The following is a 13,950-nucleotide window of genomic DNA, read 5'->3' as shown; positions in this document are numbered from 1 at the left end:
GATTAATTCAAAAAGGTCGATAAAAAAAGAGAGGATATAACGTTATGATGAGATCACTTTACTCCGGAGTTTCCGGATTGAAAAACCACCAAGTAAGAATGGATGTTATTGGTAACAACATCTCCAACGTGAACACACACGGTTTTAAAACGGAGCGAGTTACCTTCCAAGATATGATCTCGCAAGAGTTACAAGGTGCGTCAGAACCAAACGAAAGGATCGGGGGAACTAACCCGAAACAAGTGGGTCTTGGTTCCCTCATCGCTGCAATTGATAAAATTATGACGCAAGGTGCTTTGCAAACCACTGGAAAGAATACTGATGTCGCCGTATCTGGTGAAGGTTTCTTTGTTGTGAAAGACGGAGACAAACAATTTTACACTCGTGCCGGTGCCTTCAACGTAGATAAAAACGGATTTTATGTAAACCCTGCCAACGGTTTGAAAGTACAAGGTTGGAATTCTCGTTTGGATGATGGTGGAAACAAATACATCAACTCCGCAGGATCTTTGGAAGACATCATGATTCCTCTTTATTCCAAAGAACCAGCTCGTGCCACTCAGAACGTAGACTTTCAATCCAACCTCAATGCTAGTGTTGCCGCAGTTCCCTCTGATGCAACAGAAGAAGACATCCAACGTTATATCAATGATCCAGATCCTCGCCAAAGAAGAGGCCATGTAACATCCATTAATGTTTATGATGAGCTTGGAAACACTCGCCAAATGGGAGTTGAGTTTTATAAAATGAGAGAAAACGTATGGAAGATGCGTTTCAAATTGGAAGATGCAAGCCAAGTCTCTGTAGACGTAAGTGGAACAGGTGGGGAAAATACAAAAGTTTCAGGAAACCAAGAACTCGAAGTATCCTTCACTCCTGATGGAAAAATCATCTCTGTCTCTGATGGAGTGGATTCACAAACGACTGGAAAACTAAAAGCCGATATTTCTTTCCGAATCCCTGGAAACCCAACGGCTCAAAAATTCAGTTTGAATTTAGGAGAAGCGGGTCTTGTGGGTGGGATCACTCAGTTCTCTTCTGACTTTACAACCAAGGCTGTGAAACAAGATGGATACCCAATGGGATATATGGAATCTTTCTCCATCGACAATACGGGAACGGTAACTGGGGTATTTTCCAATGGAGTGCGCCAACCACTCGCAAGGATTGCTCTTGCAAACTTCACGAACCCAGCCGGTCTCAATAAAGAAGGGGACACAATGTATAGTTACTCTCTGAACTCCGGGGATGCAAACATTGGGGAAGCAGGAAGCCAAGGCCGTGGAAAAATCAACGCAGGACTCCTTGAGATGTCCAACGTGGATCTTTCTGATCAGTTTACCGATATGATCGTGACCCAAAGGGGATTCCAAGCCAACTCCCGAACCATCGTGACATCTGACCAGATGATCCAGGAAGTTCTCGGTCTCAAACGATAAGATTCGATTCCTAACGGGGGAAACCCCGTTTTTTCCTTGAGTTCTGCAAAATTCTAAGAAAAATAGGTCAAACTAAACTTTTTAGAATTTGCTTAACTTGTCCCGCTTTCAAAAAAATACCCTCCTTACCTTTTCCCTTTTGGCGTTTGTCGCCTATGCTCCGTTATACTATTCGATTCGTAATGCCATCCAAAAAGAAACCTTGCCGGTGACTTACGAATCACCTGAATCAGTTTCCTTTTTTAGTTTAGGGGACTTTGAAGTTAAAGGAAAAGAATCAGATTCCAAAACTATGAATCTCTTTTCCCAGTTGATTGATTTTGAATTTCAAAAAGTCACTGGAGGAGTTTATCTTGGAAAAGAAAATTCCCTCTCACTAGCTAAAAAACTAAGGGCCAATTTTGTTTTTTTTGGATCTTTGGAATGGAAAGAGAAGGGGATTGAATTCACTCCGAAACTAAAAGCAGTGGAACAAAAATCAACTTACACGGGTCAGTTGGTATTTCTTCCATATGAAGAACGTGGGAAATTCGTTTCTGTCATTTATAACTCACTTTCTCATCTTTTGGATGAAACCATTCGATTACATCGTTTGATGAAACGTTCCCCTGAATGGAAAATTCCATCTGCCGATGAATTCCTTTCCGAATCAGAGTTTGTTCGGTTATCGGAGTATGATCCTAAGTTATCCTTAGAAGAAAAAAACTCCCTTTTAAAAACTTTGGATTTTCCTTCGGAGTATTTGCAGTTTATCAAAATAAGTGTAAGTTTAGAAAAAAGAACCGAGGAATCTTTGAAAGAAATTTGGCGTAGTGTCGGTGGGAATTCCAATTTTTCGACATATACAAGGTTCTATGTTGCAAAAAACATTTCTGAATTCTATTTCGCAAAAAAAGAATTTAGTAAAACTATAGAATACGCAAGCGCTGCACGAAAAGAAAGAGAATTTCTTAAATCCGTATTTCATAGCGATTATGCTGATACGATTTCCTTACTTGGAAAAGCGCTAGTACTCGATGGAAAAAAAGAAGAAGCTGTTTATTACTTAACCTCAGCCAAAAAACTTTATGATACTTTGGGTTTGTTACAAGATCCGTCTTCTATAGAAAATTCTTATTTTTACGGCCTCCTGCTTTATGATCTTTCTCAAGCCGAACTTGCTTCCTATGAATTATCATCCATCCAAGGACAACTGCCCAAGGGATTTGATTCCCTCTATTTGGATTTTAACTTAGCAAAGGTATATTATGATTTAGGTCGTTATGACGCGGCCCTGTCTTTGTTAGAAGACCAAAGGAAAATTATCATGAAAGAAGGATATGCAAACCATGACATAGCCTTGTATTCTTATAATTTGTATGCAGCATCTCTTTATAAATCTGGGAAATGGAGCATTGCTAAATCTGTTTGGGAATCCTTTGTCCAAGCCAAATCCATCTATGGAATAGAAGAAAAACCTTATTATCGATATGTCCTTTTTAATTTGGCTCTTCTTTCTAAACTCCGAAACAATTCAGAACAGATGGAAAGTTATTATAAACAATACACAAGGTTGTCCCCTTATGGACAAATTGTTGACTTACCAACAAACGATCGTTTTGAAATTGGAAAACCCATTTACCCTTATACTTGGGATTCCCTTAGTCCTAATTCTTTTACAGAGTTAGAAGAAAAAACGATCCGTTCTTATACCGGGCGTTATTTGTTTAATGGACAAGATGAAGAGATTCGTGCCAGAACCTATGAAAATAGATTGGAAGACACCAATTTGTTTTTAGATGATTTGTTGAATACAAAAGCATTTTTATCCAAACCAATGTCATCCTTACGCAAAACATTGTTTGGTGATCTGAAACGATTTGAAAAAGGAAACCAAATTGTATTTTTTGATATTGGTCCTGCCTTAAACCATCCCGAATATCCAGGTGTTACCTCTCTTGCCGTTGCCAAACATTTTTCAGGTATGGAAGTTGTATTATGGGAGTTACCTGGGGAAGTAGATTTGTTTTTAAAAAAAGTAAAACCTGAATTAAAAGATAGGCTTTATGCTTTTCCAAACATTCGAATTCTTTCTGCCGACGGAGTGGGTGAATTCCAAACTGTTTATTCTGATCCTAATAATTGGATCCTTCGAAATCGTCCAATTCCTAACTTAAAAGGAAAAACCATCATCATTCGTGCTGCCAACTCCATCGATATTTACGAACCTTATACAAAAATCCTCCCACATTTTCAAAACATTGGAAAGGAACTAAAGGCAAATCCTGTTCTATATTTTTTCAACCGCAGTATCCTTTTGAAACCTGCTGGAAGTGAAAAATTTATTTTAATTGGTAACCAGTCCATCAGAGGATTCCATCATAACTTCCAAAGTTTGGATCGTAATGGTGAACCTCCTTATTCCATTCTTCCGTTTACTGTCAGTGAGGAAGTTTATTTATGAATCTATTCGAAACAGAATTTCTTTTTTGTGTTTTATCTGGTTTCTTTTTGTTCCATACTCTCAGCCGAATTTCTGAAGAGGGAAAACGCAGTGATATACTTTTCCAATGGACGATGACAACTGTCTTTGGTTTCATTTTTACTGAAATCTTAAAAAAATGGGGAATCCGATCCGAACTTTGGAATACCGATTCAATATTTGTATATATCACAAAAAGTAATCTATTATTATTTCTTTCCTATTCTTCCTTGGAAGAGAAGATATTTGATTTGAGACCAGTTCGACGATTTGTAGTTTCGATCTTTCTATATTTGTTTTGGGTTTCTTTGCTTTTTGGAATTCATTTCTTTCAAACCAATATCTATGTCCAAGATAATACTTTCATTTTGCCTTTTGCCATTTCTTTGGGTGCTTTCGTTTGGATGCGAGAGATGTTTTGGAATGATACAGAAAATCGTATGCAGGTGTTAGCCTACGATAGTTCTCGTTTTGTTTATTTAAGTTTTTTACCTGCCGCTTTTCTTGTTTTATCCCCCTGGAAGGTGGACGTTCAATTTTACAACAAACTGTCTATGATCCTGATTTATGGGATGTCTTCCTTTGTTGGTTTTCTTTTGGTTTCGAAACTCAAAAAAGAAAAGTTATCTGAGGCGGCAGAAATTGGAATTTGGATTGGTGCTCTGGCATTTTCTTCCTGTTTAGGAACAGAAATCCTCGTGGTTCTGCCTTTGGCATTTTTCTCAGGAATTTTTGGGCAACTGCTTTATTCCTATCTAATTTCGCTCTCTTGGTCGGAGTCGGGTGTTCGGGGGGTGGTCTCCTTTCTTTATCCCTCTGCTCTCGGAATTTTCCTTCCCTTTCTACTGGCAGAACCAAAAGAATGGGTGCATTCACCCTATGTATTGTTAGGAGTCCAAGTTTTGTATTTTTTGAGTTTTTATTTGGCCGCTTCTCTCAGTTTTGGGATCATCCTTCTAAACAAACAAAAGTAAGATTCATTTTCAAAAAAAACAATCGACAGTCGTTTTTTTCATGTCGATAGTATGCCTGTGACCAAATCTCCGGATACACAATTCATCATCACAGATGACCCGTTTTTTGAAGGCAAAATTGCCGATTATTCCAAAAAAATCAAAGCTAAGGTTTTGACCTTAGCCGAGCTGGATCAAATTGAAACGGATTCCCATGGCCGTATCGCCAAAGTATTGTTCTATATCTCTAGGTATGAGCTAGAAACCAAACACCAAGAGATCCACCAGTTTTTAAAAAACCAACCGACCATCATGTCGAGTTTTATTGTTCGGGCACCCATTGATTATACCGGATACATTGCTTTAAACATTGAGGAAGATCTATTTTTTACGAATGTTCCTGATGATGCCCCTCTTGTTTTTTTGGTCAAAGCTCTCGCCAATGCATTTACGAGCCTACAGATGGTTGTGGACAAATTCGAACTGCAAAAACGAATCAATGTTTCCACAAATGAAATTTCCAAACTTACAAGGATTGGGATTAGTCTCGCAAATGAAAAAGATTTCACAAAATTACTTCGTGATATTTTGAATTCAGCCCGTGAAATTTCTAATTCCGATTCAGGATCTTTGTATCTGGTAGAAAAAGATGAAAGAGGGAATCCACGAAATCTTCGGTTTAAAATTTCTGCATTGGATTTGAACTCCGACGAATTTATATTACCCATCAATAAGAAGAGTATTGCGGGTTATGTAGCCTTTACTGGAAAACAACTCAACATTCCAAATGTGTACGAATTGTCCGGAAAAGAAGAATACAAGTTTAACAGTGATTTTGATAAAATGAGTAATTATTATTCAAAGTCAATGCTCGTGGTTCCGATGAAAGACCACCACGATGAAGTTGTTGGGGTCATCCAACTCATCAACCGAAAGAAAAACTTCCAAACCAAACTTACTTTAGATGAAATGAGAACCAATTCTATTTTGGAATATGATAAGTATTCGGAAGAGTTGGTAATGGCGGTGGCAGGACAAGCTGCTGTTGCCATCCAAAATAACAATTTAGTCCATGATATTGAAACCCTGTTTGAGGGATTTGTGACTGCCAGTGTTTCTGCGATTGAATCGAGGGATCCAACAACATCCGGTCACTCCTTTCGTGTCGCTCAGTACACGGTCGGACTTGCTGAGTCTGTGAATGGGATCCAAGTCGGACGATTTAAAGATGTTCATTTTAATGAATCACAAGTAAAAGAAATTCGGTATGCTTCTCTTCTACATGATTTTGGTAAGGTTGGCGTTCGGGAAAAGGTTCTTGTCAAAGCCAAAAAATTAGAAGATTACGAATTGGATTTAATTCGATGGCGTTTTCAGTTTATCTTAAAAGATGTGGAAGCGGGGCTTTCACAGAAAAAAATTGAATACTTAAAAAAACATGGTAACAACGGTTATCCGGAGTTTGAAAAATCGATCCAACTCGAATACAGTTTAGAAAAAGACAAATTAGAGGAAATGGTTCGAGTCATTTCCGAATCGAATGAACCTTCTATTTTAGAAGAAGGGAATTCAAACTTTTTAGAAGAAATTTCTAAAATGAGTTATCATACTACAGAGGGAAACCAGTTGAACTTACTGATGCCTCGTGAATTTAACTTTTTATCCATTCGTCGTGGATCTCTCGACTTTGATGAAAGACGGGAAATTGAATCTCACGTGGAACATACCTTCCAGTTTTTATCCAAAATTCCTTGGACACGGGAACTCAAAATGGTTCCGGCCATTGCTCACGGCCACCATGAGAAACTCAATGGTTCAGGATATCCTAGAGGGTTGTCTGCCGTTGAAATTCCCGTCCAAGCCAAGATGATGGCCATTGCCGATATCTTTGATGCACTCACAGACCAAGACCGTCCTTATAAAAAGGCAGTTCCTTTGGAGCGGGCTTTTGATATTTTAAAGATGGAAGTTCGAGACCAACATATCGATGGCGATCTTTTGGATATCTTTATTGGTAGTAAGGCATACGAAAGAATTTTACACAAAAGATAAACGATTTACTATCCTTAAAGAAAGATACAAATTTCTGAATTGATTCAACCAAATATTTCTTTGGTTAAATCTTCAAAATGGTTTCCTCTTTCTTCGAAGTTTTTATATAAATCAAAACTGGCACCTGCTGGTGAAAAAATCACAGATAAAGTTTTGTTTTTTGGATTCTCATTGTTTTCCAATTCTAAATCGATAGTTTGTTTTAGTTGTACTAAGAGAGAGGGAAGGTCTGGGAAATAATGGACAGGTAGTCCCACTGCATCCAATTCTAATTTCCAAACTTCAGCAGCCTTACCATAAACCCAAATCGGAGACTCTAATTCTTTCCAACGATGGATGAGTGGATCAATTGGTTCTGATTTGGGAATGCCTCCGAGTATTAAAAACAATCCATCTCCTTTTTTGAATCCAGAAATTCCCGAAAGCATGGAATGTAAATTGGTGGATTTGGAATCATTGATGAATTGAATGTTTCGATACTGATTTTGAAATCCAGAACTATCGATCTTACGAAAACGGTGAGGAAGACCCGTAAAGGATTCAAACCCATTTTGGATTTCTTTCCAATCCATTCCCATGGTTTCGCATAGGGCAATGGCAAAACATAAATTCATCAAATTGTGTTTCCCTTTGAGTGGAAACTTGGATGCATCATAAATATGATTGGGTGTATGAACCTGGTTTGGTTCTAAACTTACAAAGTAGTTTTGATTTTCACCAATCAATTTCAAATTGGGATGATCCGAAATTTTATCTTTAAGAAAATTTAAAAAGTTAGGACTGACAAAAGATTTGTGATTTGGGTCACTTAAGTTTTGAATTTTCCATTTTGCTTTTGCATAAAATTCCATTGTTTTATGTCTTTCTAAATGATCAGAGGCTAAATTTAATATTGCTGATGCCGTTAGTTTTAAGTTAGGTGAGTCATCTAATTGATAACTAGAGAGTTCCAGAACAACTAAATCCAATGGTTCCAAACAAAAAGACGTAAATGGAACTCCAATATTTCCTCCCATTTTTGAATTTGGGAATTTTGATTTTAGAATGTGATAGGTAAGGGCAGTTGTTGTGGACTTTCCATCGGTTCCTGTGATCCCAATGACAGGGCCTTTGTAAAAGGTTCGGGCCAAACCAATTTCGCTTAAGATCGGTAGTCCTTTTTTTCTCGCTTCTTCTAAGATAGGATGATCGGGAAGGATACCTGGGCTTTTGATGATACAATCAATTCCTTCTAATGTTTCCTGTGGGTGATTGTCTGACAAAACTTTTGAATACAATGAGGTGTTGGCTTTTTCCGGAAACTTGTCGGCCAATATGCATATTTTTCCTTGAGAGGTAAGTAATTTGGCAGAGGAATCACCAGAGGATCCACCTCCTAAAACAAGGAAATTTTGGAACTGGTTGAGGTCGGAACGTGTGGGAATGGATTCAGAAAACATTGATTGACAGTCCGCTAAAATACGATGATTTTGTAAAATCATATCAGGTTGGGTAAATCGGTGCTGAAACACGAAGTGAAAGACGGAAAACTGGTTGTATATCTGGAAGGTCGATTGGACGTTTCTGTGGCAAATGAAGTGGAAGAGGGCCTAATGGAACTCATCGATAATGCTGGGCATAGAAAGGTTCTCTTAAACATGAAAGATGTGGAATACATGTCTTCCTCCGGATTCCGAGCTTGTATTTCTACCCTTCGCAAACTCAATTCCAAAGAGGGTTCCCTAAAAATTTCTAATATCAAACCCGCAGTCAAACGTATCTTTGATGTCATAGAACTTACTTCTCTTTTTGATATTTATGACTCAGAAGATGCTGCCTTAAAAGCGTTTTAATCGGAGTCCTTGAATCCTGTCTTACACAAGATAGTTGAGACCAAACACGAGGAAGTTCGTTTGGCCAGGGGGAAGAACCTTCCTCCTCGAACCTTGCCCATAAGGCCCTGGGAATCCCGACTCAAAACAAATTCCATTTCCGTCATTGCCGAATGCAAAAAAGGAAGTCCTAGTTCTGGAATCCTCCGGCCAGATTATTTCCCAGTGGAAATTGCATCTATCTACGAATTTTCGGGTGCCGGTGCCATTTCCGTCCTCACAGATTCAGAGTATTTTTTTGGCTCTTTGGGTGACCTCAAAGCAGTAGCTGAGTCCGTTTCTATCCCTGTGATCAGAAAGGATTTCATCATTGATCCAATACAAATTGATGAAGCTTACGCTTATGGAGCTTCGGCGATTTTACTCATTGTGCGAATCCTATCTCCCAAAGATCTAACTTCTTTACATCGGTATGCTAAAGATTTGGGTCTTTCAATACTTGTTGAAACTCACAACCGAGAAGAAGTAAAAACGGCACTGGATGCAGGTGCCACCACAATTGGTATCAATACCAGAGATCTAGACACATTCGAAATTCATAAAAATCTAATAGAGGAAATTGCTCCTGAATTAGATGAGTCCATCATTCGTGTTGCCGAATCGGGAATAGAAAGTTACGCCGATTGGCAAAAATATAAAGGAATCGTCGATTCAATGTTAATTGGCACTTACTTTATGAAAAGTAAAGACATAAGTAGCGATTTTAAGTCTCTTTTGTCTGGAAATTAGTCTAGGATTTTTATACCTTCTAAATCCCTTGATAAGAATCCTCTTCTGTATTTGGGGTATTCCTTACATAATAGAGGAAATTCAAAGATAATTTCGCTTTTCTCTAATTGTCCTTCGTTTATTCTATCCGCATGAACTGGAAGCAATTCCTAAAGGCATTCATTTTATTTCTCCTCTATATTGGAACTGCCAAATTAGGGATGGAATACTTTGCCTTCCAACCAGTGAACCTGGCAGTCCTCTGGATCCCTTCTGGAATTGGACTCATTGGTTGTTTGTTTTTTGGATATTGGTTTTTACCAGTTGTTTGGGTTGCCAGTTTTATTGCTAACAAAGATGGTCTGATCAGTAGTCATCACAATTTAAGCCAGTTTGATTTGTATCTCAGTATTTGCCTGACAGCAGGAGTGGACACATTTCAATCTGCTTTGGCTTATACATTTTGGATTAAAAAAATTCGTAAGAGTCTTAATTCCGCAAAAGATAATTTTTATTTTGTTACTTATGTTTCCTTTCTTTCGAGTGTAATTTCCATTTTATGTTTGGGTGGAGTTCTCTATTCTTTCGGGTATTTTTATAAACTAAATAATTCTGAAATCGTTCGCACTTTGATTGTAATCATTTTTGGGGACACCATTGGGATTTTTATTACCGTTCCATTTTTTATGGCTTGGAGGAAATTCAGATTTGAGGATTTGTCCATCAAACTCATCTTATGGACAACTGCTTTTATCTTAGTACAAGCGGTTATTGTTTATCACTTTCCTTATCTTTTCTTTTTATCCTTTTTGATTTTGATTTATTTAGGTTATCGGTTTCAAATCCGAGGAGTAACCTTAGGTGTTTTTCTTTTGTATCTTTCCAGTATCCTTATGACAAGGATGGGAGTGGGGCCATTTGTATATCCAGGGGTATTTGATTCTTATATTTATTTAATTTCTTTTCTCATTCCGTTTTCAATTTTGTCTGAGTTTATCACACTGCAATACCAACGTTTGATCACTTACCGTTTTGAATTAGAAAAAAAGGTTTTTGACCGAACCAAATTACTTAGAAAACAAGTTTTTGAAAAGAACAAAGCCATTGAAGCCTTACACAATTCAGAAAAATTACTTAGTGAATCCAACAGAACCAAAGACATATTTTTTTCTATCATTGCTCATGATTTAAGAAACCCGCTGGGTGCATTCAAACAATTAACAGAACTTCTTTATGAAGATTTTGACACACATTCCAATGCAGAAAAAAAAGATACCATATTTGAAATTCAAAATTCTGCATCTATGTTGTATGGTCTTTTAGAACAACTTTTGGATTGGGCCAGGACTCAAACTGGGAATATGCCTTTCCGTCCTAAACAAATTAACCTTTTGAGTCTTGTCACAAAGATCGTTGACCAAGTAGAGTCTTTGATCAAAAAAAAATCAATTCGTATTACCTTAGATATCCCTTCCGCTTTAGCCTATGTATATGCCGATTCAGAAATGATCCAGGCTGTACTTAGAAATCTAATTACAAATTCGATTAAATTCACAAATGAAAATGGGGAAATTAAAATCATCGCTAAACAAGATGAAGATGGAGTTCGAGTGGAATGCCATGACAATGGAATAGGTATGGATAGTTCGGATTTAGAAAAATTATTTCGTGTGGATGCCCAAGTGACCAGTATTGGATTAGAAGGTGAAAAGGGAACAGGACTTGGTCTTATTCTTTGTAATGAATTTATCAAATTGCATGGTGGTGAAATCTGGGCCACAAGCGAAAAGGGGAAGGGAACGATTGTTAGTTTTCGGTTGCCAGATCCAAATTAGTTTTTTAAAATACTAAAACTGAAAACATTTTAAATTATTTCGTTTTCAGTCTCTTTGTAGGGAAGGTAAACGATAAATTTAGTGTCTTTCGGTTTAGACTTAACATCAATGATGCCATTGTGTTTTTCGATGACCTGTTTTGATATATAAAGCCCAAGTCCCGTGCCTTGTCCCACTGGTTTTGTTGTAAAAAATGGATCAAAAATCTTTCCTATAATTTCTTCGGGAATGCCTGAGCCAGAATCTTGGATGGAAACATAAGCGTAATTTTCATTTTGTAAACTTATTTGGCCTACTTCAATTTTGACTTCTCCTTTTCCATTCGTTGATTGAATGGCGTTTTGTAGTAAGTTTGCCCAAACTTGGTTTAATTCATCGGGATAACAATAGATAGGTGGGATGACGTGGAAGTTTGTTGTGATTTGAATTCCTTGTTTGATATATCCTCCTAAAATTGCGATGATGTTTTGGATGGAATCAGAAAGATGGATAGATCTTTTTTCGGCTTTGGGGTCAAAATGTGTGAAGTTTTTTAAGGCCTGGGCTATTTTGATCGCTCGGTTTGCTGCAGTTTGTATGGTGTTTGTACCTTGTAAGATACGAACTACTTTTTCTGCCAACACAAGGAGGGAATCAGATCTTTTTTCCGAAAATAAAGAAATCCATTCTTTGGGAATTTCTTTTAAACCCAAACCAATTAACAACTCGGAAACCCTTGTTGTATCATCAATTCCAAGGGCCTCTAAGTTTTGACTGATTTTTAGTTTTTGTTCTCGGTATTCTTTTCCGGACAACAGTTCTACTTGAGAAAGTGAATACTCCACAAGGGAAATTAAAATTGGATAACAATCTTTGGGAATTGGTTCATAATAAGGTAACTCCTTAAAGAAAGTTGAGATATCATCTCGGATGGAGTCACCCGTCATAATAACGGCACTAAGTGGTGAATTGATTTCATGTGCGACACTTGCTACCATGACACCTAAAGAAGATAGTTTTTCTGATTGTACTAATTGGTGTAATGCATCTTGGAATTTTAATTCCGCGGAAACAATTTCGCCAGAGATATGTTTTGATAAAAAGATAGACTGAAAAAAGACAAATAGCAGTAATCCATAGTTCAGTAACCAAGGTTCTGCTTTATGCAACAAAGATAAAACAATGTCATGACTGGCAAATCCAATCATGAGTATTATGGACAAACCCAAATAAATATACCCCGCTCGTTTGTCTCGAATGTATCTGACAATTAAATATATAGCAATGGTTAGTATTGGAATGATGATACATAAAACATAAAGATGGATAGAGCTAATTAAGTAAATGGAACCAAAAATGGCTATACTGGCTGGGATGATTAAGAGTCCAGAAGAAATGTATATTATTTTCTTTAATATATATTCTTTCGTCAAAGAAAAGATATAATTTAAGCCTAAGATCACACCAATGTATTGTGAAAGGTAATCGATTCGAAAAACTAATTCACTAGGAATGGTCTCAAAAAAAATAAAAATAGTTCTGGGTCCAGCAGTCAGAATTTGGAAAGACATAACGAAACAAAAAAGAAAAAAATACAATGACCCAATGATTTTTTTTCTGGTATAATGCATTCCCAGTTGATAGAATCCCAAAAAAATAAAACCACCCACTACGATTGCATTTGTTAATAAATCTTTTTCACGAGAAATTTTGAGTGATTCAAATCTTCCAATTGTAGGTGGAATTCGAATTCCACCGAATGGGAACAAACGGTTTTTTACAAAAACAGTGAGTTCAATTGGGTTTTGGTCAGTAGGTAACAAGGGAATGAGTTGGGGTTTGATTTCTAGGTTTGGTTCTGGATTTTCTAAAGATCCAAAAGTTCCAATTTTGATTTTGTTTTGAAAGACCTCCGCTTCAGAAAAGATTACATTGAAATCTATAGCGAGGTTTTCCTCTTCTTTGGGTTGAATGATAGTTAGATGATAACTCCCAATTCCAAATCCTTCATTCTCTTGGTTGTCATTGTGATTGTAAGAATTCCAGTTTGGTGAATCTGGAATCGAAACTAAAATAGTTTTAGTACTTTCTTGAAAGGTTAGTTCTCCGGGTGTAAATTTCCATTCTCCTTTTAATGAAAATTTAGGATATTTTGTAAAAGGAAAATTCTCGAGATTGAGAATTCCATTTTTAAATTGGGGGATATAGTTTGTATCATTCGTACAAGAATTGAAAAAGAAAAAACAAAAGAATAAGAGTGTGTTAGAAATAAATTTCATAAAATCCTTTTGTTTTCTTTACACGAGAAAGCCGGGCCATCTAAAGAATCCTATTTTTTAATTGGTCAAGTTTTATTTTAATATTCTTTTCGGTTCAATGTTTCGACCGGAAGATATCTTTTGTTTTCGATATCAAAAATGCCAAATAATCTCTGTTAAACTTTGTTTCTGCCGGTACCTGGGCAGAAACAAAGTTCGTTATTTAATGGTGAGTTTTTATTTTTTTAACTTAATCCACATATCATTCCTGGTTTGGTTTGGAAATCGCAAAGAAATTGGAGTAAAAAAAAGAAATCATTCCGGGACAATTTTTACAATAGTTGGTTGACGTGGAGTGTACATTCCCAATGATGGTGAAACGGTGATTGAGTGA

The 13,950-nt window shown here is 36.9% G+C and carries 9 protein-coding genes; 7 read left to right on the top strand and 2 right to left on the bottom strand.

The window, feature by feature from the left end; all coding sequences use genetic code 11:
- Positions 1-44: 44 nt before the first annotated feature.
- From flgE to EHQ16_RS00030, 4 genes are all read left to right on the top strand, one after another.
- The gene (flgE, locus tag EHQ16_RS00045) at positions 45-1,439 is read left to right on the top strand and encodes a flagellar hook protein FlgE (RefSeq protein WP_135570415.1); all 1,395 of its coding nucleotides are present in this window, start codon (positions 45-47) and stop codon (positions 1,437-1,439) included.
- Between the two features lie 97 nt (positions 1,440-1,536).
- Positions 1,537-3,882 (top strand): tetratricopeptide repeat protein, encoded by a 2,346-nt coding sequence (locus EHQ16_RS00040; protein ID WP_208742211.1) that lies wholly within the window; start codon positions 1,537-1,539, stop codon positions 3,880-3,882.
- Positions 3,879-4,874 carry a hypothetical protein gene (locus tag EHQ16_RS00035; RefSeq protein WP_135637412.1) on the top strand — a complete coding sequence of 332 codons (996 nt, stop codon included), beginning with the start codon at positions 3,879-3,881 and terminating at the stop codon, positions 4,872-4,874. The genes EHQ16_RS00040 and EHQ16_RS00035 overlap by 4 nt, the downstream gene beginning before the upstream one ends.
- 51 nt (positions 4,875-4,925) lie before the next feature.
- Complete coding sequence (locus EHQ16_RS00030; protein ID WP_135637410.1) at positions 4,926-6,905, top strand: HD family phosphohydrolase; 1,980 nt, start codon at positions 4,926-4,928, stop codon at positions 6,903-6,905.
- Positions 6,906-6,949: 44 nt separating this feature from the next.
- Here EHQ16_RS00030 and murD read toward each other — a convergent pair whose 3' ends face one another.
- Positions 6,950-8,344, bottom strand: a complete 1,395-nt coding sequence (gene murD, locus EHQ16_RS00025) for a UDP-N-acetylmuramoyl-L-alanine--D-glutamate ligase (protein WP_135637592.1) — start codon at positions 8,342-8,344, stop codon at positions 6,950-6,952.
- A 60-nt stretch (positions 8,345-8,404) separates the two neighbouring features.
- Between murD and EHQ16_RS00020 the strand changes: the two genes are divergently transcribed.
- From EHQ16_RS00020 to EHQ16_RS00010, 3 genes are all read left to right on the top strand, one after another.
- On the top strand, positions 8,405-8,737 hold the full coding sequence (locus tag EHQ16_RS00020; RefSeq protein ID WP_002971981.1) for an STAS domain-containing protein: 333 nt from the start codon (positions 8,405-8,407) through the stop codon (positions 8,735-8,737).
- Positions 8,738-8,746: 9 nt separating this feature from the next.
- Positions 8,747-9,505 carry a beta/alpha barrel domain-containing protein gene (locus EHQ16_RS00015; RefSeq protein ID WP_135637408.1) on the top strand — a complete coding sequence of 253 codons (759 nt, stop codon included), beginning with the start codon at positions 8,747-8,749 and terminating at the stop codon, positions 9,503-9,505.
- Between the two features lie 131 nt (positions 9,506-9,636).
- A complete protein-coding gene (locus EHQ16_RS00010) occupies positions 9,637-11,319 on the top strand; it encodes a sensor histidine kinase (RefSeq protein WP_135637406.1) in 1,683 nt (560 codons plus the stop codon).
- A gap of 29 nt (positions 11,320-11,348) precedes the next feature.
- Here the strand turns inward: EHQ16_RS00010 and EHQ16_RS00005 are convergent, their stop codons facing one another.
- A complete protein-coding gene (locus tag EHQ16_RS00005; protein WP_135637404.1) occupies positions 11,349-13,577 on the bottom strand; it encodes an ATP-binding protein in 2,229 nt (742 codons plus the stop codon).
- Between the last annotated feature and the right edge of the window lie 373 nt (positions 13,578-13,950).

It is taken from the genome of Leptospira kanakyensis, from assembly GCF_004769235.1.
Lineage (GTDB): Bacteria > Spirochaetota > Leptospiria > Leptospirales > Leptospiraceae > Leptospira_A > Leptospira_A kanakyensis.
The sequence above is the reverse complement of the archived record's forward strand: the minus strand, read 5'-3'. Positions and strand labels throughout refer to the sequence as shown.

What these genes read in the sequence shown, in the direction of transcription:
- flgE (WP_135570415.1), top strand. Translation starts at nt 45, where the DNA reads ATGATGAGATCACTTTACTCCGGAGTTTCCGGATTGAAAAACCACCAA.
- EHQ16_RS00035 (WP_135637412.1), top strand. Translation starts at nt 3,879, where the DNA reads ATGAATCTATTCGAAACAGAATTTCTTTTTTGTGTTTTATCTGGTTTC.
- EHQ16_RS00030 (WP_135637410.1), top strand. Translation starts at nt 4,926, where the DNA reads ATGCCTGTGACCAAATCTCCGGATACACAATTCATCATCACAGATGAC.
- murD (WP_135637592.1), bottom strand. Translation starts at nt 8,344, where the DNA reads ATGTTTTCTGAATCCATTCCCACACGTTCCGACCTCAACCAGTTCCAA.
- EHQ16_RS00010 (WP_135637406.1), top strand. Translation starts at nt 9,637, where the DNA reads ATGAACTGGAAGCAATTCCTAAAGGCATTCATTTTATTTCTCCTCTAT.
- EHQ16_RS00005 (WP_135637404.1), bottom strand. Translation starts at nt 13,577, where the DNA reads ATGAAATTTATTTCTAACACACTCTTATTCTTTTGTTTTTTCTTTTTC.